The following is a 24857-nucleotide window of genomic DNA, read 5'->3' on the forward strand; positions in this document are numbered from 1 at the left end:
GGTGGCCTCCCGAAGTTGAGCGTGGCATCGGCCGCCTTGCCGGTATGCGCCAGCCCCTCCCGGTGTCTAGATTCCCCCTGCCATGACCGTGACTCCCTTGCACGCTCCACGCCCCCCGCGCTCGTCGCAGACCGAGGTGCCGGACGACGTTCGCTGGCCCTCTGGATTGAGCCCCGACCTCCCGCCGGCGCGAAATCCGGGCACGGCCCTCGACCTGGCCCTCGTGCGCGCGACGAAGGTCAATCGCAGCGCCGTCGAACGGCGCGCCGCCGCGATGGGTGGCCGGCGGACGGTCAAGAAGGAGTGGCAGGCCGCGTGGCTCGTGCGCGCCATCACCTGCATGGATCTCACCACGCTCGCCGGTGACGATACCCCCGGGAACGTGCGGCGTCTCTGTGCCAAGGCACGTCATCCGCTGCGCCGCGACCTGATCGATGCGCTGGGGGTCGGCGACCTGGGCATCACCGTCGGTGCCGTCTGCGTCTATCACCAGTACGTCGCCACGGCGGTCGACGCGCTTCGGGGGTCGGGCGTGCCCGTTGCCGCCGTCTCCACGGGATTTCCGGCGGGGCTCTCGCCGTTCGAGCAGCGCGTCGCCGAGATTCACGCCTCGGTTGCCGCGGGCGCCACCGAAATCGACATCGTCATCACGCGTGCGCACGTCCTCACGGGCAACTGGCAGGCGTTGTACCACGAGGTGCGCGCTTTCCGCGACGCCTGCGGTCACGCCCATCTCAAGGCGATCCTCGGGGTCGGTGAACTTGCCACGCTCACGAACGTCGCGCGGGCCAGTCAGGTCGCCATGATGGCCGGTGCCGACTTCATCAAGACGAGCACCGGCAAGGAGAGCACCAACGCGACGCTCCCGGTCGGTCTCGTCATGACGCGCATGATCCGTGACTTCGGCGCACGCACGGGCTTTGAGGTGGGGTTCAAGCCCGCTGGCGGTATTCGTACGGCGAAGCAGGCGCTCGACTGGCTGATTCTCATGAAGGAAGAACTCGGCGATCGCTGGCTCCGTCCGCATCTGTTCCGCTTCGGGGCAAGTGGCCTGCTCACCGACGTGGAGCGGCAGCTCGAGCATTTCGTGACGGGTCGCTATGCGGCGGCTCATCGTCAACCCATGGTGTGATCCGCATGTCCACGTCGAATCCACCAGCTGGCGGCAGCGTCCGCGAGATCTTCGATACGATGAGCTACGGGCCGGCGCCCGAAGGCGACGCCGTCGTTCGCGCCTGGCTGGCCGGGCACGGCAGTGCGTTCGGCCACTACATCGGCGGCGCATTCACGAGTCCCACCGCGGGCGAATCGGTCAGCGTGCACGACCCGGCCACCGGCGCTCGACTCGCCCGCGTGGCGCAGGGCAGTGCGCACGACGTCGCGGCGGCGGTCGCCGCCGCGCGAGCTGCGTTGCCTGGCTGGCAGGCGCTCGATGATCACGCGCGCGCCCGATGGCTCTATGCCATGGCCCGCGGCATCCAGAAGCATGCGCGGCACTTCGCCGTGCTCGAATCGATCGACAACGGCAAGCCGATTCGCGAAACGCGCGATATCGATATCCCGCTCGTCGCGCGCCACTTCTCGTACCACGCCGGCTGGGCGCAGCTCCTCTCGGCCGAGTTTCCGGGACAGCACGCCTACGGCGTGGTCGGGCAGGTGATCCCCTGGAACTTCCCGCTGCTCATGCTGGCGTGGAAAGTCGCCCCCGCCCTTGCGGCCGGCAACACGGTGGTGCTCAAGCCCGCCGAGTACACGCCGCTCACCGCGCTGCGCTTCGCGGAGCTCGTGCACGAGATCGGCCTGCCCCCCGGCGTCTTCAACCTCGTCACGGGCGACGGGCGTACGGGGGCGGCCATCGTCGAGCATCCCGACGTCGACAAGATCGCGTTCACCGGCAGCACCGAGGTGGGACGCGCCATCCGCGTGGCGACCGCCGGGTCCGGCAAGGGGCTCTCGCTCGAACTGGGCGGGAAGAGTCCCTTTATCGTCTTCGAAGATGCCGACCTGGATAGCGTGGTCGAGGGCGTCGTGGATGCGATCTGGTTCAATCAGGGGCAGGTCTGCTGCGCCGGGTCACGCCTGCTCGTGCAGGAGGGCGTGTCCGATCAACTCATCGGCAAGCTGCGCGATCGCATGGAACGGCTGCGGATCGGATCGCCACTCGACAAGGCGATCGACATGGGCGCGATCGTGTCGCCCGTGCAGCTCGAACGCATCCGGCAGCTGTGTGCGCTGGGCATCGAAGAGGGCGCCACCTGCTGGCAGCCCTCCTGGGCGATGCCCGCCGACGGCTCGTTCCATCCGCCTACGCTGTTCACGGATGTGGCGCCGTCGGCCACCATCGCGCAGGTCGAGATCTTCGGCCCCGTCCTCGTCAGCATGACATTCCGGACGCCGGAGGAAGCGGTCGCGCTCGCGAACAACACGCCCTTCGGACTGGCGGCCAGCGTGTGGAGCGAGAACATCAATCTGGCGCTCGACATCGCGCCGAAGCTCAAGTGTGGCGTCGTCTGGATCAACAGCACGAACCTCTTCGACGCCGCCGCCGGTTTCGGCGGCTATCGCGAGTCCGGCTTTGGCCGCGAGGGGGGACGCGAAGGGCTCGGCGAGTATCTGAAGCCGGTGCGGGCGCACGAACCCGCGCCGTCGCCCGTGGCGCCGGCGCCCGTGCACCCGGCCGGCCAGGGGCACGAACTCGACCACGAGGACCGCACGTCGGCGGCGCTCCCGGCGATCGATCGGACCCCGAAGTTGTTCATCGGCGGCAAGCAGGTGCGTTCTGATTCCGGCTATTCGCGCCCGATTCAGGGGGCGGCGGGGCGCGTGGTCGGGGAGGTCGGCGACGGCAACCGTAAGGATCTGCGCAACGCGGTCGAAGCGGCGCATGCGGGAGCCGGCTGGTCGAAACTCTCCGGTCATCAGCGGTCGCAGATTCTCTTCTATATCGCGGAGAACCTATCGGCTCGCGCCACGGAGTTCGCGGAGCGCATCGCTGCGATGACCGGCGCTGCGCCCCCGGAGGCGGTCAGTGAAGTCGAGGCATCGATCTCGCGCCTGTTCACCTATGGGGCCTGGGCCGACAAACACGATGGCGCCATTCATGACGTGCCCCTGCGCGGCGTGGCACTGGCCATGCACGAGCCGATCGGCGTCGTCGGGGTCGCCTGTCCCGATCCGTATCCGTTGCTCGGTCTCGTGTCGCTCGTCGCACCGCTGCTGGCCACGGGCAATCGCGTCATCGCCGTACCGTCCGAGCGGTTCCCACTCTCCGCCACGGATTTCTACAGCGTGCTCGAGACCTCCGATGTGCCCGCGGGCGCCGTCAACATCGTCACCGGTTCCCGTGATCCGCTCGCTATAGTGCTCGCGCAGCATGACGATGTCGATGCGGTGTGGTACGTTGGATCACAAGCTGGGGCGGCGGCCGTCGAACGCGCGTCGGCCGCCAATTTGAAGCGAACATGGACCGAATGGGACGGACGCGAGTGGCTCGATCCGCGTTGCGGGGAGGGGCGGGAGTTCCTGCGTCGGTCGGTGCACGTCAAGAATATCTGGATTCCCTATGGCGAATAGCACGCGCCGTCATGCGCGCGCGGACATGGCAACGCGCCGTGCTGACGCGGCGGCAACACCATGCCATAGGCTGTCGTGATGCGACCACACTCTGAGATCATGATCGAACTCCCAGCCTCGCCTGAGGCGTTTCGCGACGCCGGGTGGGATGACATCCTGCCGTACTACGAGCAGTTGGCCACGATCGCCCTCGACTCCACGACGACCGTCGTGGAGCCATGGCTGCGTACGTGGTCGCGCCTTGACATGCTGGTTGGCGAGGCGGGAACGCTCGCCATGATTGCCTACACGGGAAACACCGCCGATACGGCCGCCGAGACGGCGTATCTGCGGTTTTCGATGGAGATCTTTCCAAAGCTTGAGGAGCAGGGCGTACGCTTGGCCAAGCGGTTGATCGCCCTGAATTGGTCGCGTGACGATCTCGATACCACGGTACGGCGCTTCCGCACCGACATCGAGATATTCCGCGAAGCCAATGTGCCGCGCTTCTCGCAAATCGAAGAACTCTCGGCCGGCTACCAGAAGATTACCGGTGGACTCAGTGTCGACTGGGACGGTACGCCGAAAACGATTCCGCAGCTGCAGCCGTACCTGAAGTCCGCTGACCGTGCGGAACGGGAACGGGCGTTTCGTCTGGGCGCCGAGGCCTACATGGTGAAGCGCGATGAGTTCGCCGATCTGTTCGACAACATGTACATGCTCCGCGAGGCCGTGGCCAAGGAAGCCGGTTTCCCCGACTATCAGCGCTACTGCTTCGCGGCCAAGCATCGTTTCGACTACACCCCCGACGACACCGGCCGGTTCCACGCGGCCGTCAAGCAGACCGTCACGCCGGCCGTGGCGCGCCTCATGGCGCATCGCCGCCAGTCACTCGGCCTCGACGTGCTCCGCCCTTGGGACGTCACCGTCGACCTCAACGCCGACGAGCCGCTCAAGCCGTTCGCCGATATCGACACGTTCATCGATCGCGCGAAGAACATCTTTCGGCGCGTTGACCCCGAGTTGGGGGCGCAGTTCCGCATCATGGCCGACGAGAAGCTCCTCGACCTCGAAAGCCGTCCCGGCAAGGCGCCCGGGGGCTATTGCACCGATCTCGCGTTCCGCGGCCGGCCGTTCATCTTCATGAATGCCGTGGGGGTGCCGGACGACGTGCAGACGCTCGTACACGAGGCGGGCCATTGCTTCCATGACTTCGCGACCCACTCGCTCCCCTTCACGTGGCAGCGACGCACCGGACATGAAGCCGCCGAGCTGGCGTCGATGAGCATGGAGCTCCTCGCCATGCCCTACCTGGTTGCCCCCGACGGGTACTATACGCCGGCTCAGGCGCGCGTCGCGTGGCTCGAACACCTCGAAGACGTGTTGGGAAGTCTGGTGCACATTGCCAGCGTCGACGCATTTCAGGCGTGGATCTACACCGATCCCGCCGGCGCCGACCGGGATGCGCGCGACGCCAAGTGGCTCGAGATCCGTGAGGAGTTTGAGTCGGGTGTCGACTGGACGGGGCTCGAGCGCGAGCGCGTGGGGCGTTGGTATCGGCAGCTCCACATCTTCGAGTTGCCGTTCTACTACATCGAGTACGGCCTCGCCCAGTTGGGCGCGCTCCAGGTGTTCCGCAATGCGGTCGCCGACGCGGAGGACGCGGTCGCCGCCTACAAGCGGTTTCTCAAGCTCGGTGGCACGCGGCCGCTGCCGGAGCTCTATGCGGCAGCCGGCGCGAAGCTCGTGTTCGACGCCGACACCATGGCAGAGCTCGTCGCATTCGCTGAGGAGCGGATCGTCGCGTTGCGTGCTGGGGCTGATGCGCCGTTTTCTGGTGTCGTGCCGGCCTGACCGGCTGGGCCTGACGAAACAATCGGCCTGTCCGTTCGTATCCGAGACATGACCCTTTCTCTCGGAGCTTCGATGCGATTCGTTCGACACGTCGGCATGGCGGCACTTCTCTTCAACACGATGGCGGCGCGCGCGGACGCGCAGCTGCCCACCGTTCAGCAGGTCTTCGACAAGTTCGCCACAGCGGTGGGTGGTCGCGAGGCGTGGGCGCAGGTGCAGGGACGCAGCGAGAAGGGCACCGCCGACATCACGTTCGCCGGCATGACCGGCTCGTATGAACGACACAGTGGCGCGCCGAACAAGATGCGCATGATCATCGATCTCGGGATGGCCAAGGTCGATCAGGGCTTCGACGGGACCGTCGGGTGGGCCGTACAGCCCACCGGTCAGGCGCAGCGCCTGTCCGCCGAGCAGGAGAAGTCACTCGGTGAATCCGTACAGGTCGGTGCGGCCTTCCTCGATGTCAGCCGCTTCGCGAAGGCATCGGTCGACGCCAAGGAAACGTTCGATGGCGTGGAATGCTACAAGCTGTCGATCACCTCGAAGCTCGGTGAAGAGCGCACTGAGTACTTCGAAGTGGCAACGGGCCTTCGTCGCGGCGCCGTCACGAAGACGCCCATGGGCGAGCAGAGGTCGATGTTCCGCGAATACAAGGCGTTCGAAGGCAAGCAGATTCCCACGAAGATCGTGCAGGTCACGCCGCAGGGCGATGTGATCCTCACCACCGCGGAAGTGTCGTTCACACCGCCCGATCCCTCGCTGTTCAAGGCCCCCGACGGGATCGCGAAGTAGCACCACTCAGCACGCGCCCCGCCAGCGCGATACCGCTCAGCCACGCGCGCTCCACCGAAGGATGCGAGCGCCGCGTGGCACCGGCGGCGCCCCAGTCGCCGCACGCGCCGATCGCCCGCGACTCGTCGAACACACACACGTCGTCGAGCCCCGTTTGTACGCGGGAATAGCGCCACCGATGTGACACGGCGTGCACGATATCGCCGGCAATGCGCAGCTCCGCGCGCAACGCGGTGGACACCTCAGCGGCGATTGCCGTCGGGTCTTCCTCGAGATGCTCCGCGCTCCACTGGCCTTCGCTGTGGACCACCCACATCTCATCGGTGGAACGGCCGGCTCGAGCCGACTGCCGCCACGCCCGATGCAGCAGCGGCGCGTCCGTGCGCAGTGCCCCGGCGATCAGTGCGTCGCTCACGAGCGTGGGCGGTGGCCCATCGAACACGATCATGCTGCTCCAGCACGGCAGCATGCTGACCCCCGCCAACGACGGCGCGAACGTCACCGGCCCGTCGATCGTGCGCAGCAGGGCCGCGGCCTGCGGGGCGGGCGTGGCCAGCAGCACGATGTCCGCATCGTGCCGCCCGCCGTCCCGATCCACGATCGCCCATCCCGAGCCCGCACGGGCCAGCGAGGCCACCTGTACGCCCGTCTTGACCGTGAGGTCCCGGGCCAGGTGCTTCGGCAGCGCGTTCATGCCGGTCGTGCCCACGAAGTCGCCGTCGTGTACCGGATACACGACACCGTCGTGCACCCAGGATTCCGCGAGACGCGCGAGACGCGAATCATCCAGTCGGAAGCACGGCGCACCATGGTCGAACTGCCACCGGCCTTCGCGGCGCGTGCTCAAGCGTCCACCAACCCCGCGGCTCTTGTCGAGCACCGTCACCGCGATCCCGTGATCGTGCAGGGTGCGCGCACACGCGAGCCCGGAGATACCCGCGCCGATCACGGTCACGCGCGGTGACCGGCCGGCTGAGCGACTCACATGCGCCCGATAGGCCCGAAAGTTCATGCGCTGCTGATGCTCGTCGCTCCGCCGTGGCCGTACCGTGCCCAGCACCGCGATCTCGGGCGCGAAGGGGCGATCGAACTGGCCCAGACACCAGAGCAGCCCCCCGAATGAGGAGGGGTCGCGTCCGTCGAGCGCGTAGCGGTGGTTGAGGTCGATCAGGCGATCCAGTGATTCGGCCGCATCCGACGACCACATCGGCACCGCCTTGCCCCACGTCATGCGCACGTTGTTGTGCAACTCGCCGTGCACACGCAGCGACTGCTGCGCGGCGTCCCAGAGTTCGTCCCCGGTGCCGCTGCGCGCGAGGGTTTCCCACGAGAGCCGCACGCGAGAGTCCGCCTCGTGCCGCGCGAGCGTGTCCCGGGCCCACCCCGGGATCGCGTCGAGCGTCTCTGGCGCGTCGTGCCAGTAGCAGAAGGCGTAGGCCAGTTCGCGCCACACCAGCAGTTCATCGAGATACTTGGCCGCGCCGTCACCCCCTCGCGTCACACACTCCCGCACAATGCGGAAGGTGGACACCATGCCGTAGTGGAAGTAGGCGGACATCCGGCTCACGCCGTCAATGGTCGCATCGTTGCGCTTGGCCGCATAGCGATCGAGCCGCCCCGCAGTCACGAACTCACGCCATCTCCCGTAGCCGGCCGTCGTACCCCCTGGGGTGTGCGGCACAGGCCCAACGCCATGGTCGATCTCGCATTGCGCCACCAGCGCCGCGAGGTCGGCGTCGGCCAGGCGTACCGGCACGAAGGGCAGGGTACTCGGTACGAACGGCGGCGTGTGCGTGGGGACATCGATCCACTCGACTCCCACACGGGCCGCGCGTAACGCTGCCGTGTCGTCGCGAAAGGCGAACGCCCGCGTATGCGCCTTCCCTACCAGCGGCATCGGCACCACGCACGCCGTGTCCACGCTCCACACCGGGCACGACACGGCATCGGCCAGCGAATCGGTGAGCCAGTCGAGCGGTGCCACCGGTAGCGTCTCGGTCACCACCAAGGCCGCCTCGGCGGCCAGGGTGCGAAGCGCTGGCCCGCGATGCCCGGGACGCTCGAGATGAAAGGCGTAGCCGATGCCACGCGCCGCGCACTCCGCCTCGACGTCGCGTGCCCCCTCGAGGATAAACGTATGGTGTCGATCCGACGCGTACGGGTACTTCTCCGAGAGCGCGTGGTACACGAACACCGGAAGGCCGAGCCGTCGGCCCGCGGTCAGCGCCACATCCAGAGCCGGGTTCTCGTGCGCCCGGACCGCGGTGCGCATCCAGTAGATCACGAAGGATCCACCGGTGGAGGTGGCCGCGGTGGCCGAGTGATCGGTAATCCGCTCGGCAAGGTGGTCGGGAAACGATTCGGGTCGGAGCACGCTGAACAACGCGCTCCGACCCGATCTCGTGCCCACCGACTCACCCCTGCGACCTGACGATTACCGGCGAACGATGGCGCCGCCTTTCATGACCATCCGTACGGCGCGAATCGCCCGGATGTCTCGGCTGGGATCTCCAGTCACGGCCACCAGATCGGCCAGAAACCCCGGCGCGACGCGGCCGAACTCGGTCTCGCGGTGCATGATGCGGGCGTTCACGCTCGTCGCCGCCTTGAGCGCCGCCACCGGCGTCATGCCGTATTCCACCATGAGTTCGAGTTCGAGCGCATTCGTCCCGTGCGCGAACACGCCCACGTCGCTGCCGTTGCAGATCGTGACACCCGACGCCAGCGCCGCCTTGAACATGGCTTTCTTCTGCACAATGCCTGCCGGATCGGCATCGACGCCCTTCTTCCAGCCGCGGTAGCGTGTGGTGCTTTCGGTCGCCGACAGGGTGGGGCAGAACGCCACGTTGTGCTGCTTCATCAGGGCGAACACCTCGGGCGTGGCCATGTCGCCGTGCTCGATGCCTTCCACGCCGGCCATGATCGCGCGGGTCATGCCTTCCACGGTGCTGGCGTGTGCAACCACCGGCCGGCCACTCGACACCGACGTGCGGACGATCGCCCCCCACTCCTCCGGCGTGAACGTCGGCCGCGCTTCGCCGCGCGGTCCCCAGCGATAGTCGGCGTAGATCTTGATCCAGTCGGCGCCATGCCCGATCTGGTCGCGCACCACGCGGGTGACGCCGTCGATGCCGTCGGCTTGTTCCGCCCCCTGCGGGACGCCGATTTCCGCACCGAATCCTTTCGGTCCATACGATCCGGTCGCCACGATCGCCTTGGTCGTGACGAACAACCGCGGCCCGGGAATGATCCCCTGATCCACCGCTTCCTTGAGGCCGACATCCGCGTACTCGGCGCCCTCCGTGCCGAGATCGCGCAACACCGTGAAGCCCGCGTCAAGCGTGGCCTTCAGGTGATTGACGGCGCGCGCCGTGCGCAGCGCCAGCGACTCACGCAGCACCTGATCGTTCCACGGCGTTTCGTCGTAGGGATGCAGCAACACATGACTGTGCAGATCGCTCATCCCCGGCATCAGCGTCGTGCCGGGCAAGGCGATGCGTTCGGCGTCGCCGGGCACCGCGATGCTCGCCGCCGGTCCGACCGCCGCGATGCGGGCCCCGCGCACCAGCACCACCCATCCGCGTTGCGGCGCGTCGCTCACGCCGTCGAATACGGCCTCGGGCACCAGCAGAATCGGCCTTACCGCGGGGGGCGTTGGGGCCGCCGACTGCGCGACCGCCGCGGGAGCGAACACGGTCTGGCCGCTCAGCGACGAGGTCAGGGCGAAGACCGCCCAAGCGGTGCGGGATCGGTGCAGCATCAGGAACTCCGGACGGTGGCGAGTTCGCCAGTGGGAAGAGCGGCAGCGACGAGTCCGGACACCCCACCGGACACCACGAACGCCATCGCATCAGCGCTCGCCACGTCGAGCGCCCGCACGCGGGTCGCCAGCACGAGGTGCAGCTGACCGGAAAAATTGTACGAGTGGGGGCAGTACACGGCCACGTACTCCGCCATACCAAGGTGCGCCAGCGACTCCTGGGTCACAAACCCCACCAGCCGCACGCCGCCGTCGGGCGACAGATCCAGAAAAACCGGCTTGTCGAAACGGCGCTTCTCGCCCACGAACGCGTTCAGGAGATCCTTGGTCGAACCATACAGCAGCCGCACGAACGGGAGGCGTCCCATCAGCCCCTCCAGCACGCTCACGGCCGATCGCGTAAGGAGGTTGGATCCGAGGAACCCGACCACGGTGATCAGCAACAGCGTGGCCACGAACCCGGCGCCCGGAATGGGCAGTCCCAGCAAGCCATCGACGTTCGTAAACAGCAGCCAACACACCCACACCGTCACCGCCAGTGGGGCCAGCAGTACGAGTCCGCGCACGAAGTAGCCGAGCAACCGTCTCATCGAAATCCTCACGCGGTCGGAGCCGCGCCGTTAAGCTTTTTCCCAACAGCCTCTGGCCCAAGTTGGGGCTCCGTGCTCCGAACGACCAGCCCGTCTCCCGTCTCGCACCCTCCAGATGATGCGATCGCCAATGAATCGTTCGACCCATGCTGCACACCACCGCGCCGTTCGTGCGGCCTCGGCGGCGGCACTCATCGCCGGCGCGTTCGTCGCGCCGCGGCTGAACGCGCAGCCCGCGGCCGTGGGGCCGTCGGCCGTGCCTGCCAATCCGTACACCAGCGTCTCCCGCTGGACGCCACCGCCCCTCCCGGCTGGCAAGAAGCCCATTACCCAGGATACCTACGACGAGTGGCGCACCATCTCCGGGTCGTCGCTCTCGAATGATGGCAAGTGGGCCGCCTACACGCTCAGCCCCGTCGTCGGCGAAGGGGAACTGGTGGTACGGGCCACGGCCGCTGCCACGGAGTATCGCGCACCACGCGGGTTCACCGGTCGGCCGCAGCTGCAACCCGCCGCGGACTCGGCCGCGCAGTTCTCCGCGCAGCCCGCGCAGTTCAGTGCCGACGGCAAGTTCGTCGCCTTCACCATCTATGCCTCCCGCTCCGATGTGGAGCGCGCCCGGACGCGCCGTGGCACGCCCGCACCGCGCAACGGCCTCGGCATCATGAATCTCACCGACGGCACCGTCACCCGGGTCGCCGGGGTGCGGTCGTATCGGCTGGCCCGCAACGGCGGGCGTTTCCTCGCCTATCTGCTGGAAGACACCACCAGCGCGCCCCGCAACGGTGCCGGATCGCCGCCGGGCGCCCCGGTCGCTCCGCGCCGTGAGAACGGCGTGACGCTCGTGCTGCGCGATCTGGCCGCCGGTACCGACCAGCGTATCGACGGCGTGACCGCCTTCGCCTTCGACGACGACGAGAAGTGGTTGGGCTACACCGTAACCACCCGCGATGGCGCCGGGAACGGCGCGTTCGTGCGGGCACTCGCCTCGGGTACGGTCACGCCGCTGCTCACCGGTCAGGCCACCTATCGCGGGATGACCTTCGATCGGAAGGGCACGCAGGTCGCCCTCCTCTCCGACGTCGGGGATTCCACGCCGAAGCCGAAGATGGCCGTGTATCACGCGTCTCTCGTGCCGGCCAAGGGCAAGCCGGTCGCCGCGCGCAAGATCGTCGCCGCCACGGAAGCGCCTGCCGGTCTGCTGATCGCCGAACGCGGCGCGCTCAGCTTCACCCGCGAGGGGAACGGCGTGATCTTCTCCCTCGGTAATGTGCCGATGGATTCGATCCCGGCCGACTCGCTGGTGGACAAGGCGGGCTACGATCTGTGGCACTGGAAGGACACGCAGATCCAGCCGCAGCAAAAGGTCAGCGCGAATCGCGATCGCAATCGCACCTACACGGCGCTCTACACGATCGCCAGCGGCAAATGGACGCAGCTGGCCAACGATAGCCTTCGCGTCACTGTCAGCGACGACGGCCGTCGCGTACTCGGCATCAACGCGGTGGAATACGCGATCCCCCAGTTCTGGGGTGAGGGCGCGAGCGATGTGTATCTCATCGACCCGGCGACCGGCGCTCGTACCCTCATTGCGAAGGGACTCGACGGCAATGCACAGCTCTCCCCCGGCGGCAACTACGTCACCTGGTTCGAACGCGGGCAGTGGGTGTCGTACGCCATTGCCACGGGCAAGAAGTCGGTGCTCACCGACAAGCTGCCGGTGAAGTTCCAGGATGAAGAGTTCGATTCGCCCGATGTGCCGCCGCCGTATGGACTCGGTGGCTGGAGCACGGGCGACAAGCGCGTGCTCATGTACGATCGCTTCGACGTCTGGGAAGTCGATCCGGCTGGTGTGGTTGCCCCGCGGAATCTCACCGATGGGGAAGGACGTCGCGCCGGACTGACCTTCCGCGTGGTCGATCTCGATCGCGAAGATCCCTTCCTCGATACCACCCAGCCACTGCTGCTGCGGGCGGTCGATTCGCTCACCAAGGCGACGGGATTCTGGCGTGACCGGATGGGTGTGGACGGTAAGCCGGAAAAGATCGTGATGGCCGACCGCAACCTGAACGGATTGCAGAAGGCGCGGAACGCCGAGCAGTACCTGCTCACGCAGAGCACGTATCGCGAATTCCCGGACCTGTACACCGGCGCGAGCGTCGCCGCGACCGTGAAGATCTCGAACGCCAATCCGCAGGATGCCGAGTATCCGCGCGGAACGGTGGAGCTGGTATCATGGCTCAATGGCGACGGCATTCCACTCCGTGGCCTGCTCCACAAGCCGGAGAACTTCGATCCATCGAAGCAGTACCCGATGATCGTCTACTTCTACGAAAAGCTCACCGACGGCCTGCACAACTATGTCGCGCCGTCTGGACGCAATACGGTCAATCCGCTGGTCTACAACAGCCTCGGCTACATCGTCTTCCAACCCGACATCATTTACACGGATGGACAGCCGGGGCCGAGCGCGGCGAAGTCGATCATCCCCGGCGTGCAGGCACTGATCGCCAAGGGCTTCGTCGATCCCAAGCGCGTCGGCATTACCGGTCAGTCGTGGGGCGGCTATCAGTCGGCGTATCTGATCACGGTGACGAACATGTTCGCGGCCGCGGTCCCCAATGCAACCGTGGTCAATATGACCAGCGCGTACGGGGGCATCCGTTGGCAGTCCGGGCTGGCCCGTGCGTTCCAGTACGAGCACACTCAAAGCCGCATCGGCGGATCGCTCTGGCAGTATCCGGAGCGTTTCGTCGAGAACTCGCCGCTGTTCAAGCTCGATCGCGTGACCACGCCGGTCCTCTTCATGGCCAACGATAACGACGGCGCGGTGCCGTGGTACCAAGGCATCGAGTTCTATGTCGCCATGCGTCGCCTGCAGAAGGAAGCGTACATGGTCGTCTACAACGGCGACGAACACAATCCGACCAAGCGCGCCAACCAGAAAGACATCGACAAGAAGATGATCGAATTCTTCGCCGTGAAACTTCAGGGGGCGGATGCCCCGTCATGGATGGTGCGCGGCATTCCGTTCCTCGAGAAGGGGCGCGATCAGGTGAAGATGTCCAACCCGAATGGAGGCAAGTGATGGCGGCTGATGAAATCGATTACCAGATCATCGGCGATGACCTGCAGGCCGTGATCATCACCCTCGACCCCGGCGAAGCGGTCTTCGCCGAGGCGGGCGGTATGATGTTCATGCGCGAGGGCATCACGATGGCGACCACGCTCGATCCGAACGCAAAGGGCGGGGGACTGTTCGACAAGCTGGTGGGCGCTGGCAAGCGCGTGCTCTCGGGCGATTCGTTTTTCGTCACACTGTTTGGGAACAGCGGGGCGCGTCGCGCCGATGTGGCTTTTGCGGCGCCGTTCCCCGGCAAGATCGTCCCGCTCAACTTGCGTGATTGGGGCGGTACGGTGCTCGCGCAGAAGGACAGCTTCCTCTGCGCCGCGCGCGGCATCGACATCTCCGTCGCCTTCACCCGCCGGATCGGCGCGGGCTTCTTCGGCGGCGAAGGCTTCATCCTGCAGAAGCTGCAGGGTGACGGTCTCGCCTTTCTCCACGCCTCCGGGACGCTGCACGCGATCGATCTCGCACCGGGAGAGAAGCTCCGGGTGGATACGGGCTGTCTGGTGGCGTTCCAGCCGACGGTGGATTACGACATCCAGCGCGTCCCCGGCATCAAGACGGCACTGTTCGGCGGCGAAGGGTTGTTCTTCGTCCAGCTGACCGGTCCGGGCCGCGTCATTCTCCAAACGTTGCCCTTCTCCCGGTTGGCCGACCGCATCATCGCGGCAGCGCCGCGGGCCGGCGGTAAGCGCGTGGGCGAGGGTTCGATCCTCGGCGGCCTCGGCGGCCTCCTCGACGGCGACAACTAGGCCGCGTCGCCGCCGAGGGAATTCGAGGCGGCGGCTCGCTCCGCCGCCTCGAACCCCCTAGCTTTCGCGGCCTATGGCCACTCGCATTCAGCCCACGACCGAGGCGCCGACTCCGGCTGCCTGGTCCATCGAATCGGCGCGCGCGCTCTACAACGTAGAGGGCTGGGGCGCCGGCTACTTCGACATCAACGAGCGCGGACGCGTCATCGTCCGTCCGAATCCGGACCGGCCGGATCTCACCGCCGACCTGCGCGACCTCGCGCACGATCTCGAAGGGCAGGGCATCGCCCTCCCGGTCCTCCTGCGCTTCTCCGATATCCTCAAGTCGCGCATCGAAACGCTCAGCGAGCGGTTCGATGCGTCCATGAAGGAATTCGAGTACACCGGTGGCTACACCACCGTGTATCCCATCAAGGTCAATCAGCAGCGGCACGTCGTCGAAGAGATCGTCAAGTTCGGTCAGACGCACGGCGTCGGACTCGAGTGCGGCTCCAAGCCCGAACTGCAGGCCGTGCTCGGTCTCTCGGAGAGCACCGAGCATCTCATCGTCTGCAACGGCTACAAGGACCATGAGTTCATGCGGCTGGCCCTCACGGGGCAGAAGCTCGGACACAAGGTGTTCATCGTGCTCGAGCAGGTCAGCGAGCTGGACGTCTTGCTCGAAGTCGCCGAAGAACTCGGCGTGACGCCGACCTGCGGCGTGCGTATCAAGCTCGCCAGCGAAGGAGCCGGCCGGTGGGCACAGAGTGGCGGCGAGAAGAGCAAGTTCGGACTCAGCTCGGCCGAGCTCATCAAGCTCATCGACAAACTGCAGGCGCTCGGAAAGATCGGCATCCTGAAGCTGATTCATTTCCACCTCGGTAGTCAGATTACCGACATCCGCTTCATCAAGTCGGGGCTGCAGGAAGTCGCGCGCTTCTATCTCGAGCTCCGGGCCATCGGTGTGGACATCACCCATGTGGACGTGGGCGGCGGACTGGGCATCGATTACGACGGCACCAACTCCACCAACAACGCGAGCGTCAACTACTCGCTGCAGGAGTATGCCAACGACGTGATCTATACGATCGCCGAGGCGTGCCGTGATGCCGAATTGCCGATGCCGCACATCATCAGCGAGTCCGGACGCGCGCTCACCGCGCATCACGCCCTGTTGCTCGTGAAGGTCATCGACGTCGAGTCCCAGGCCGAGCAGCCGATCCCCGTCCTCGACGACGACGAGCACTCGTTGTTGCACGAGATGTACGAAGACTGGCGTACGCTCACCGAGCGCGGCGCGAAGCCCCGCAAGGTGCTCGAAGTGTTCCACGACGCGTCCTTCGACAAGGACCGCGCCCGCAACTACTTCAACAGCGGTGTGCTGAGCCTGCGCGGGCTGGCCAAGGCCGAAGTGATCTGGCTGGGCACCATGAATGCGATCTATCGGATCGCCAAGGCCGACGAAGACACCTACGCCGACATCCTCCCCGAGCTCGAGTCGGCGCTCGTCGATCGCTACTTCTGCAATTTCTCGCTTTTTCAGTCGTTGCCGGACAGTTGGGCCATCGATCAGCTGTTCCCGATCATGCCGATCCACCGGCTCGACGAGGAACCGGTTCGCCGCGGCACGCTGCAGGACGTGACCTGCGATTCCGACGGCAAGATCGACCGGTTCGTGGGCGACAAGAAGGGGCGTCCCAGCCTCGAACTCCATGAGTTCCGCGACGGCGAGGATTACATCCTCGGCATCTTTCTCACGGGAGCGTATCAGGAAATCCTTGGCGATCTGCACAACCTGTTCGGCGATACCAACGCCGTGCACGTGCGGTTGAACGATCAGGGTGCGTACGAGATCACGGACTTGGTGGAGGGCGATACGGTCACCGAGGTACTGAACTACGTGCAGTTCGGTGCGTCGCAACTTCTCGCCACGTTCCGTCGTAAGGTGAATGCCGCAACAGCCCTGACGCGCGAAGAGGCGAATGCCTTCATCGCAGACTACGTCGCCGGGCTTGAGGGATACACCTATCTCGAGGGAGAGGCCGCTCGATGAAAGAAATTTCGGCTGATGCATCCAAAGGCAGTGTGTTCGAGGACGTGCTGGAAGTGCTGTGGGCGCCCGCGAAAGTGTTCGATCGCTCGCGGGCCAATGGCGTCGGGATGTATATCCTTGTGCTCACGGCAATCACGCTGGTCATTGTGCTCGCGACCAAAGGGCTGATTCAGCCGTACATCGATGCGAATTTCGACGTGCAGTTGCAACAGATGGCAGCGCGAGGAAAGCCGATGCCGGCGGAGGCGCTGGCCGCGGCACAGAAGTTCGCGGTGTATGGATTCATCGCGACGGGTGTCCTGATGATTCCGATTGGCGCGGTGATCACCGGCCTGCTGATCTTTGTCGGTGGCAAGGTCGTATCGGCGCGCTCCACCTTCGGGCAGGCGATGCTGATCGCCACCCTGGCTTCGGTGCCGCGCGTGCTCAGCTTCATCGCCACGGCGGTGCAGGGCGCGTTGGCCGATCCGCAAAGCATTCGCTCGTTCTCCGATGCGTCGCTCGGCGCGGCCCGGTTTGTCGATCCCGTCGCCACGTCGCCGGCGTTGATGGCGATCCTGGCAAACCTCGACATCTTCAATGTCTGGCAGTTCGTCATCATGGCCGTCGGCATCAGCGTCGTTGGCCGGGTCGAGCGGAGTGCTGCCGTGATTGGTGCGCTGGTCGCCTGGGGATTGGGCGTTGCGTTGACGGTCGTTCCGGCGTTGCTCGCGTAGTCCTGTCCGCCGCCCTTCGGGCCTCCATTCCCACCTCCCTCCGCAGCACATGAACTTCGACGCTAAGCGCCTCTTGCTCGCGGGCCTCGCGCTCGTGGCCATCTATCACGTGGTCACCCTCGTGCGCGGCCTGCCGAAGCTTGGTTCCGTGCGTCCGACCGCCGGCTTCATTCTCACCGGCATGTTCACGGATTTTCTCGATACCCTTGGTATTGGATCGTTCGCGACCAGCACCACGATCTATCGGGCCACCAAGTGGGTGAGGGATGCCTTGATTCCGGGCACGCTCAACGCGGGGCATACACTCTCCACGTTGGCGCAGGCGTTCATCTACACGCAGGTCGTCGAGGTGGAGCCCGTGACGCTCGTCGGCATGATCATCGCCGCCGTGTTCGGGTCGTGGATTGGCGCCGGCCTCGTGGCGAAGTGGCCCACGCGGCGCATTCAGCTGGGCATGGGGTTGTGCCTGGCCGGTGCGGCGGCGCTCACTTTCGCGCAGGCGGCTGGCGCCATCCCCGGCGGTGGTGAGGCCATTGGCGTCACCGGCGCCAAGCTCGGTATCGCCCTGTTCGGCAACTTCGTACTCGGAGTGCTCATGACGATCGGCATCGGCCTGTACGGCCCCTGTCTGTTGCTGGTCAGCGCACTCGGCATGAGTCCCACCGCTGCATTCCCGATCATGATGGGATCGTGTGCGTTCCTGATGCCCTTTGCCAGCGCACGATTCATTCGTCTTGGCAAAGTCGACGCAAGGGCGGTCGTCGGCAATATCATTGGCGGTGTTCCCGCCGTGCTCGTGGCGGCGTACATCGTCAAGTCACTACCGCTCACCGCCATGCGATGGTTGGTCGCGGTCGTGGTCGCCTACACCGCGTTCACGTTGATCATGAGCGCCCGCCAGAGCGCCCAGCCGGAGATGGCTGAGGCCTGAACGAGGCGTTTATCACCGGCACGATGAAGGGGCGCCGTGAGTGCACGGCGCCCCTTCATCGTGTGATTATCTGAAGAATCAGGCGGCGAAACGCTTCGCCACTTCCGACCAGTTCACCACGTTCCAATAAGCCGCCAGATAGTCCGCGCGACGGTTCTGGTACTTGAGATAGTACGCATGCTCCCACACGTCGCAGCCGAGGAGTGCGTGCTTGCCTTCCATGAGCGGGTTGTCCTGGTTCGGCGTGCTCATGATCGACAGCACGCCGTTCGTGGACACCAGCCACGCCCAGCCCGAACCGAAGCGGCCGATGCCCGCAGCCTGAAACTGTTCCTTGAACGTCGCGAAGGATCCGAACGCCTTCGCGATCGCCTCGGCCAACGCGCCGGTGGGCTCGCCGCCGGCGTTCGGTGCCATCGTCTGCCAGAACAGCGAGTGGTTCCAATGACCACCACCGTTGTTGCGAACCGCCGTGCGGACCGCCTCCGGCACGTCGTTGATCTTGCTGCACAGTTCGTCGATCGACCATGACGCCAACTCGGGCGCCTTCTCGATCGCGGCGTTCAGGTTCGTGACGTACGCCTGATGATGCTTGCCATGATGAATGTTCATGGTCTGCGCATCAATGTGCGGCTCGAGCGCCTCGGGCGCGTAGGGCAGCGGCGGAAGAACGTGGGCCATGACAACGACTCCTTCTGTATGACGTGAGTACGACGCGAATGCGAACCGTTCGGTGCGGTAGCCTCAGGCCTTCGCCTGTGCACCGCGATTGCGCCACCAGGCAATGAGGCCCGGCAGGATCGACAGGAACACCACGACCAGAATCACCTTCTCGACATGCTTGGCCACCCCTGGCACCGTCTTCGCCAGCACGAAGCCGGTGAGGAGCATGCTCCAAATCCACAGCACACCGCCAACGACGTTGAAGGCAAGAAATGAGGCGTACCGCATCTGGCCTACGCCGGCCACGACCGGCGCGAACGTCCGGACGATCGGCATGAAGCGCGCAATGATGATCGTCTTGCCACCGTGCTTCTCGTAAAACGCCTGCGCCTTCAGCAGGTGATCCTTGTGAAAGAAGAGCGAGTCCTCGCGGGTGAAGATTCGAGGTCCCGTCGCCTTGCCTACATGATAGCCCACCGTGTCACCCACGATGGCGGCCACCGTCAGGATCAGCCCCAGCAGCCACACGTCTAGGCCGAATGCCGGGTCCGCCGCGAGCAGTCCGGCTGTGACCAGAAGGGAATCACCAGGGAGAAAGAAGCCGACCAGCAGCCCGGTCTCCGCGAAGATGATCAGGGTCAGCCCGACATATCCGGCCCACTGCACCAGGGCGGGCAGGTCGCGAAGCCTATGGTAGAACTCGGTCAGAAATTCCAAGCAGATATCCGGATACAGACGGGAACGGAAAGCACGGCGCATTCAGCAGGCCGAAAGGTCGACCGGGGCCACGTTGCGGTCAACCGCCGGTGCGCCTGACCGTCGGCGCAGGCCAACGGCGCAGGCCAACGGTTTCACGACGACTGGCCGCCGGTTCGGATCGCGCGGTACTTTGCGTCGGTGCACGCCTCTCCCGACGAGTCCCGCGCCGGCCCCGAGGTCCCGCTCAGGATCTCCGTGGTCTCCCATACCCACTGGGACCGCGAGTGGTACCACACGGCTGCGCGGTTCCGTCAGCGGCTGGTGGCCCTCCTCGATGCCGTGCTGGCGCGTAACCACTCAGGGGAGTCGTTTCTCCTCGATGGGCAGGCCATCACCCTGCTGGACTACCTCGCCGTCCGCCCCGAGCGGGAAGCCGCGCTTGGTGCAGGGCTCCGATCGGGGGCGCTCGAGGCAGGTCCGTGGTTCGTGCTCGCCGACAACCTCATCCCCTCGGGCGAGGCGATCCTGCGGAATCTCGAAGCGGGCCATCGCGTGCTCCATCGGTTCGGGGCCGCCACACCGCCCGTCGCGTACTGCCCCGACACCTTCGGGCATCCCGCCGCGCTCCCCGCCATCGCCGCCGGCTACGGTTTTCCCGTCGCTGTCGTGTGGCGTGGTGCCGGGGGCGCCACGCATCCCGCGGCCGACGCGTTCCGCTGGCACGCACCGGATGAATCGACGGTCGTCGTGCACCACCTGCCGCCCGACGGCTACGAATACGGAAGCGCGCTCCCCACCGACGTTCACGCCGCCGACGCGCGCTGGCACCGTATGCAGCCGGTGCTGTCGGGACGGAATCGCACCGGGATCGTGCTGCTGCTGAACGGTGCCGATCATCACGCCCTGCAGCCCGACATCCATGACGCCGTCGCGGCGCTCCGCGTGGCGGCCGCTCCGGCCGCCATCGTGGAACGCGCCTCGCTGACCACGTTCGCCAAGCAGTTCGACGCCGCCGGCCGCACCGCGGCATTGCCGAACGTACGCGGTGAACTCCGCGATTCGTACGGCTACACATGGACCCTCGGCGGGACCCTCGGCACGCGCGCGCACCAAAAGCGCCGGAACGCCCGGCTCGAGCGTGCATTGCTCCGTGACGTCGAGCCGTGGTTGGCGCTGTCCTGGCTGCAGCACGCCCGGGCCCGCTCGCGCGCAACGTCAGACAACGGGACCCTCAACCTCGCGCAGTTGCCGGCATTGCTGAACACCGCGTGGCAGGAGCTATTGGAAACGCACCCGCACGATACCCTGTGCGGCTGTTCCACCGACGAGGTCGCACGGGCCATGGAGGTGCGACAGGAAAGCGTGCACGCGCAGGTGCAGGGGCTGCGCGACGCGGCGCTGCAGCTCGCCCTGCAGCACGACGTAGTCGCGGCGCGCTCGCGCGCCGTGCAGCCCGCCAGCAATCACGCAATCGTGGTGCGGAATCGCGCGGCCACGGCGCGTGGCGGTGTCGTGGAGTTGCGTCTCATCGAAACCCTCGGCGATGTCGCGGTTGGTCCTGGTGGCGCGGACGTGCCGCCGGTGACCGCGCCGAGCGAAGGGAACCCGCCTCGCCTGGCCGGCGCCTTGCTGCAGCCGCTCGATGCCCGCGTCGTGCACTCGCGCCGCGAGTCACCGCAGCACTATCCCGACAACGATCTGGTGCGCGTGCATCACGCGATCGCATGGATCCCGGAGGTGCCGGCATTCGGCCTTCGGGTATTCGGTGACACGACGAGCGGGGAGATCGGTGCCCCGCGGCCGGTACGCGTGATGGAGACGGGATCGGGTATCGTGCTCGACAATGGCCCTCTGCGCGTGACGTTCCACCAGGGACAGGTCGGCATCGAGCAGCACGGGCGCCAGATTGCGAATGCCCTGCGGCTCGAGAGCACCGCCGATCTGGGAGACAGCTACACACCGTCGTTGCGGGGCGCCGCCGAACGTCTCGTGTGTGTGGACACGCGCGTGCGGCAGCGTGGCCCGTTGCGGGGCGCCGTTCGACTGCGATGGGAGTCCACTACGCGCGACATCCGCGTGGAGACCACGCTCGTACTCGACGCGGAAGCCGACGTGCTGCGCTGTGACGTGCGTGGCGTGAACCGCCGCCGCAATCACCGATTGCAGCTGGTCTGGCACACGGGACTGGAGCACGCGGTCACCACGGCCGATGCCGCGTTCGGTCCGGTGACGCGTCACCTCCCGACCATGCCTGTGAACACCCATGGCGCCCCGCGGGAAGCCGTCGTGCCAACGATGCCGATGCATCGCTGGGCGATGCAGTCGGATGACGGCCACTGTGTCACCGTGTTCGCCGATGGCCTCGCCGAAGCCGAATCGACGCCAGGCGCGCTCGCGGTCACGTTGGTGCGCGCCATTGGCCAACTCTCGTGTGCCGACCTACCGGAACGTCCGGGTCATGCCGGATGGCCGTCCCCCATACCGGCGGCGCAGTGTCTTGGTCCGTTCGCCGCCCGCGTCGGCATCATGCTGCACCCCGACGGTCCCGACGTCATGCCGCGCAACGGTCGGGCCGCCGACGCGTTGCTGCTGCCGCTCACCGGCGAAACGTGGCGTGACCTCGAGGTCGCGCCCACGGCATCCTCCCTGTCGGGCCCACGGCTCGTTGGGAGCGGATTGGAAGCATCGGCCGTCACGCTGGCGCAGCGCTCGGACGGCGTCATCCTGCGCGCCGTCAACCTCACCGACGACACCGTGTCGGGACGGTGGATCCTGCCGCACGAGGGGCCGTGGAGCATCACCCGCTGTCGGCTCGACGAAACGCCGTGCGAAGCCGCTCGATCGTCTGGCGCACAGGTGGACTTCGTAGCCGGACCCAGAGAGATCGTCACCGTCCACATCGCCGCGGCGCCCTGAGTCGTTCGCCGCGTCCGTCTTCGCGCGCCTAGCGGACGTCCCTCGATGCGCGGCGATCCCCGAGCGCATCGCCGATCACCGTGCAGGCCACCACGGTGATCACCAGGGCGATGCCAGGCATCAAGGCAATCCACGGGGCGGTCAACAGCCACTCGCGACCACCGGCGATCATGTTCCCCCAACTTGACGCGGGCGGCTGAATCCCGAGGCCCAGGAAAGACAAACCGCTTTCCAGGAGAATGGCGTTACCCACCCCGAGCGTGATGGCCACCAGCGCGCTGCCCATCGCATTCGGCAACACATGGCGCCGCAAGACGCGCCACGACGGTACACCGAGTGCGTGCGCACCTTCCACGAACGCCAGAGACCGCACCCCCTGCACATCGGCCCGCACGAGACGCATCACCGACATCCATCCGGTCAGCCCCAGCACGAGGATCACCACGCCAAGCCCCGGTCCCCAGAGCGAGGCGATCACGAGGAGCAGCACCAGTCTGGGAATCGCCAGCAGCGCGTCCCCCAGCGCCACGAGGGCGCGGTCGACCAGGCCACCGTGCCAGCCGGCGATCGCACCCAGCAAAATACCCAGCAGGCCGCTCAGCGCCGATCCGGCCACCCCGACCCCCAGGGAAATGCGCGCGCCCGTCCAGAGTCGCACCAACAGGTCACGGCCGAAGGCGTCAGTCCCGAGGAGATGCCACACGCCGCGCCCATCGCGTGACAACGGCGGAACGAGGCGCGTGGCCAACACATCGCCGATGTCGCGTGCGCCGTCCGGTGCTAGCGCCGGCACCAGCACCGCCGCGAGTATCGTGGCCAGCAATACGCCGACCGCCCACCGCGGCACGCGCCCAGCTGTCACGATGACCGCCGGCGCGGATCGAGCCGCAGCACCATCACGTCGGCCAGCAGGTTGGCCGTGATCACCGCGCCGGCGTACGCCAGCGTGAGGCCCAGCACCACCGGATAGTCGCGCGCCGCGATCGCCGACAGCATCGTGCGGCCGAGGCCGGGCCACGCGAACACCTGCTCCACGAACACCGAGCCGGCGATGACGCCGGGAAGGGTCAGGCCGAAGAGCACCACCAGCGGCGTCAACGCGTTGCGAAGTATATGCGCGCGCTCCAGTGCACCGCGCGCCAGGCCACGCGCGAGGGCGGCCTGCACATGCGGGGCACCGGCGGCGTCGCGCAGGGCACGGCGGGCAAACCGAGCCACCCCGGCGGCACCGGGCAACGACAGCACCAACAGCGGTAGCACGGCGTGGCGCCAACGATCGGTCCAGCCGATCGACGACGGGTTCGCTGCGGGGTCCTGCATGCCGAACGCCGGCAATCGCATCGACTCCGGCAGCCCAAGCCACACCACGCCCGACGTGAACAGTGTGACCGCTGCGAGCGCCAGCCAGAAGCTCGGCGCGGCATAGATCGTCGTAGTGATCACCGTGATCGCGCGGTCGGTGCGGGGCGGCGCTCGCAACGCCTGCAGCAGCCCCAGAAGCGTGCCGCACACGAAGCTCGCCAACAGCGACACCCCTCCGAGGAACAGCGACACCGGCAACGCCTCGGCGATCACACGCGTGACGGGTTCCGCGCGCACGAGACTCTCGCCCAGATCTCCGCGCAGCACGCCACCGATCCACCGCACATATTGCATCGGGAGGGGCGCATCCAGCCCCATCGCGGTCCGCTGCCGGGCCGCGTCGTCGGCGGACGCCGTCGGGGAGATCAGCAACGTCGCCGGATCACCCGGCGCCAAATGGATCAGCGCGAAGGTGATGGTGGTAACGAGCCAGAGCAGCACGAGCGCGTCGAGCACGCGCGACGAAAGTCGATGCACGTGAGGATGATGCCTCCTGGCGCGGGGACGTCAACCCGCGCGTGGGGATGGATTGCCTCGGCGATGGCCGTCGCGTTGATGCTCTCCCTGCCGGCCTGTGGTCGCCCCGATCGACCGCCGAGCACCATCGTCATGGCGTCCGGGGCCGACCTCGAGTCCGGGAATCCGCTGGTCACGGTACACCCGCTCTCGCGGCAACTGCAGCGCCACGCCCTCTTCGTCACCCTCGTGAAGCTCGATAGTGCCCTGCAGCCGGAACCCTACCTGGCGCGATCGTGGCGCTGGGATCCATCCCGTCGGGCCGTCACCTTCGCGCTGTATGTCGGTTTGCCCTGGCACGATGGCGTGCCCACCACCGCCGCCGACGTCGCGTTCACCATCGCGGCCGCGCGCGACACCGCGCTGGGCTCGCCGCGGGCCGGCGATGTGGCGCTGATGGACAGCGTCACTGCGCTCGACGACAGCACCGTGCGCATCGTATTTCGCGCCCCACGCGCCTCGCTGCCCACCGTGCTCGCAGAATTGCCCATCGTGCCGCGACATCTGCTGGACAGCGTGCCACGTCCCCGTTGGCGCGCGCACCCGTTTTCGACCGCGCCGGTGGGCAACGGGCCGTTTCGCTTCGTCTCGCGCA

18 protein-coding genes are annotated in these 24857 nt (G+C 66.6%); 11 read left to right on the top strand and 7 right to left on the bottom strand.

Annotation, left to right across the window (positions count from 1 at the left end; all coding sequences use genetic code 11):
- Window positions 1-82 precede the first annotated feature (82 nt).
- From deoC to ACIRA7_RS06110, 4 genes are all read left to right on the top strand, one after another.
- Window positions 83-1132 (top strand): deoxyribose-phosphate aldolase, encoded by a 1050-nt coding sequence (gene deoC / locus ACIRA7_RS06095; RefSeq protein ID WP_396219949.1) that lies wholly within the window; start codon window positions 83-85, stop codon window positions 1130-1132.
- Between the two features lie 5 nt (window positions 1133-1137).
- Window positions 1138-3573, top strand: a complete 2436-nt coding sequence (locus ACIRA7_RS06100) for an aldehyde dehydrogenase family protein (protein ID WP_396219950.1) — start codon at window positions 1138-1140, stop codon at window positions 3571-3573.
- A 99-nt stretch (window positions 3574-3672) separates the two neighbouring features.
- Window positions 3673-5406, top strand: coding sequence for a M3 family oligoendopeptidase (locus ACIRA7_RS06105; protein ID WP_396219951.1), 1734 nt, complete (start codon window positions 3673-3675; stop codon window positions 5404-5406).
- Window positions 5407-5478: 72 nt separating this feature from the next.
- Window positions 5479-6198: a hypothetical protein gene (locus tag ACIRA7_RS06110; protein WP_396219952.1), complete on the top strand. Its 720-nt coding sequence runs from the start codon at window positions 5479-5481 to the stop codon at window positions 6196-6198.
- Here ACIRA7_RS06110 and ACIRA7_RS06115 read toward each other — a convergent pair.
- The 3 genes from ACIRA7_RS06115 to ACIRA7_RS06125 are packed head-to-tail and all read right to left on the bottom strand — an operon-like array spanning window position 6170 to window position 10548.
- The gene (locus ACIRA7_RS06115) at window positions 6170-8572 is read right to left on the bottom strand and encodes an FAD-dependent oxidoreductase (RefSeq protein ID WP_396219954.1); all 2403 of its coding nucleotides are present in this window, start codon (window positions 8570-8572) and stop codon (window positions 6170-6172) included. The two genes, ACIRA7_RS06110 and ACIRA7_RS06115, sit on opposite strands and share 29 nt — an antisense overlap.
- Before the next feature lie 60 nt (window positions 8573-8632).
- Complete coding sequence (locus tag ACIRA7_RS06120) at window positions 8633-9958, bottom strand: amidohydrolase family protein (protein ID WP_396219955.1); 1326 nt, start codon at window positions 9956-9958, stop codon at window positions 8633-8635.
- Window positions 9958-10548, bottom strand: coding sequence for a DUF502 domain-containing protein (locus ACIRA7_RS06125; protein WP_396219956.1), 591 nt, complete (start codon window positions 10546-10548; stop codon window positions 9958-9960). The genes ACIRA7_RS06120 and ACIRA7_RS06125 overlap by 1 nt, the downstream gene beginning before the upstream one ends.
- 130 nt (window positions 10549-10678) lie before the next feature.
- Between ACIRA7_RS06125 and ACIRA7_RS06130 the strand changes: the two genes are divergently transcribed.
- From ACIRA7_RS06130 to ACIRA7_RS06150, 5 genes are all read left to right on the top strand, one after another.
- Window positions 10679-13636 (top strand): alpha/beta hydrolase family protein, encoded by a 2958-nt coding sequence (locus ACIRA7_RS06130; RefSeq protein WP_396219957.1) that lies wholly within the window; start codon window positions 10679-10681, stop codon window positions 13634-13636.
- Window positions 13636-14427 carry a TIGR00266 family protein gene (locus ACIRA7_RS06135; protein ID WP_396219958.1) on the top strand — a complete coding sequence of 264 codons (792 nt, stop codon included), beginning with the start codon at window positions 13636-13638 and terminating at the stop codon, window positions 14425-14427. Before ACIRA7_RS06130 ends, ACIRA7_RS06135 begins: the two co-directional genes overlap by 1 nt.
- Window positions 14428-14500: 73 nt before the next feature.
- Window positions 14501-16459: a biosynthetic arginine decarboxylase gene (gene speA / locus ACIRA7_RS06140; RefSeq protein WP_396219959.1), complete on the top strand. Its 1959-nt coding sequence runs from the start codon at window positions 14501-14503 to the stop codon at window positions 16457-16459.
- Window positions 16456-17175: a YIP1 family protein gene (locus tag ACIRA7_RS06145; RefSeq protein ID WP_396219960.1), complete on the top strand. Its 720-nt coding sequence runs from the start codon at window positions 16456-16458 to the stop codon at window positions 17173-17175. Before speA ends, ACIRA7_RS06145 begins: the two co-directional genes overlap by 4 nt.
- 49 nt (window positions 17176-17224) lie before the next feature.
- Complete coding sequence (locus ACIRA7_RS06150; RefSeq protein ID WP_396219961.1) at window positions 17225-18106, top strand: permease; 882 nt, start codon at window positions 17225-17227, stop codon at window positions 18104-18106.
- 78 nt (window positions 18107-18184) lie between these two features.
- Here ACIRA7_RS06150 and ACIRA7_RS06155 read toward each other — a convergent pair whose 3' ends face one another.
- Together ACIRA7_RS06155 and ACIRA7_RS06160 are read right to left on the bottom strand one after the other, a co-directional pair.
- Window positions 18185-18787: a superoxide dismutase gene (locus tag ACIRA7_RS06155; RefSeq protein WP_396219962.1), complete on the bottom strand. Its 603-nt coding sequence runs from the start codon at window positions 18785-18787 to the stop codon at window positions 18185-18187.
- Window positions 18788-18850: 63 nt separating this feature from the next.
- A complete protein-coding gene (locus ACIRA7_RS06160; protein ID WP_396219964.1) occupies window positions 18851-19486 on the bottom strand; it encodes a VTT domain-containing protein in 636 nt (211 codons plus the stop codon).
- Window positions 19487-19666: 180 nt separating this feature from the next.
- Between ACIRA7_RS06160 and ACIRA7_RS06165 the strand changes: the two genes are divergently transcribed.
- A complete protein-coding gene (locus tag ACIRA7_RS06165; RefSeq protein ID WP_396219965.1) occupies window positions 19667-22384 on the top strand; it encodes a glycoside hydrolase family 38 C-terminal domain-containing protein in 2718 nt (905 codons plus the stop codon).
- A 28-nt stretch (window positions 22385-22412) separates the two neighbouring features.
- Here ACIRA7_RS06165 and ACIRA7_RS06170 read toward each other — a convergent pair whose 3' ends face one another.
- Entirely contained in the window at window positions 22413-23246 is an 834-nt protein-coding gene (locus ACIRA7_RS06170) for an ABC transporter permease (RefSeq protein WP_396219966.1), read from the bottom strand.
- Window positions 23243-24223 carry an ABC transporter permease gene (locus tag ACIRA7_RS06175; RefSeq protein WP_396219967.1) on the bottom strand — a complete coding sequence of 327 codons (981 nt, stop codon included), beginning with the start codon at window positions 24221-24223 and terminating at the stop codon, window positions 23243-23245. The genes ACIRA7_RS06170 and ACIRA7_RS06175 overlap by 4 nt, the downstream gene beginning before the upstream one ends.
- A gap of 6 nt (window positions 24224-24229) precedes the next feature.
- On the opposite strand from ACIRA7_RS06175, the gene ACIRA7_RS06180 reads away from it, so the two are divergent.
- The coding region (locus tag ACIRA7_RS06180; protein ID WP_396219968.1) for an ABC transporter substrate-binding protein at window positions 24230-24857 on the top strand (628 nt) is incomplete at its 3' end.

The sequence above is a fragment of the Gemmatimonas sp. genome, from assembly GCF_044376735.1.
GTDB lineage: Bacteria > Gemmatimonadota > Gemmatimonadetes > Gemmatimonadales > Gemmatimonadaceae > Gemmatimonas.

Coding starts and splice junctions, on each gene's coding strand:
- deoC (WP_396219949.1), top strand. CDS start 83: ATGACCGTGACTCCCTTGCACGCTCCACGCCCCCCGCGCTCGTCGCAG.
- ACIRA7_RS06100 (WP_396219950.1), top strand. CDS start 1,138: ATGTCCACGTCGAATCCACCAGCTGGCGGCAGCGTCCGCGAGATCTTC.
- ACIRA7_RS06105 (WP_396219951.1), top strand. CDS start 3,673: ATGATCGAACTCCCAGCCTCGCCTGAGGCGTTTCGCGACGCCGGGTGG.
- ACIRA7_RS06110 (WP_396219952.1), top strand. CDS start 5,479: ATGCGATTCGTTCGACACGTCGGCATGGCGGCACTTCTCTTCAACACG.
- ACIRA7_RS06120 (WP_396219955.1), bottom strand. CDS start 9,958: ATGCTGCACCGATCCCGCACCGCTTGGGCGGTCTTCGCCCTGACCTCG.
- ACIRA7_RS06125 (WP_396219956.1), bottom strand. CDS start 10,548: ATGAGACGGTTGCTCGGCTACTTCGTGCGCGGACTCGTACTGCTGGCC.
- ACIRA7_RS06130 (WP_396219957.1), top strand. CDS start 10,679: ATGAATCGTTCGACCCATGCTGCACACCACCGCGCCGTTCGTGCGGCC.
- ACIRA7_RS06135 (WP_396219958.1), top strand. CDS start 13,636: ATGGCGGCTGATGAAATCGATTACCAGATCATCGGCGATGACCTGCAG.
- speA (WP_396219959.1), top strand. CDS start 14,501: ATGGCCACTCGCATTCAGCCCACGACCGAGGCGCCGACTCCGGCTGCC.
- ACIRA7_RS06145 (WP_396219960.1), top strand. CDS start 16,456: ATGAAAGAAATTTCGGCTGATGCATCCAAAGGCAGTGTGTTCGAGGAC.
- ACIRA7_RS06150 (WP_396219961.1), top strand. CDS start 17,225: ATGAACTTCGACGCTAAGCGCCTCTTGCTCGCGGGCCTCGCGCTCGTG.
- ACIRA7_RS06155 (WP_396219962.1), bottom strand. CDS start 18,787: ATGGCCCACGTTCTTCCGCCGCTGCCCTACGCGCCCGAGGCGCTCGAG.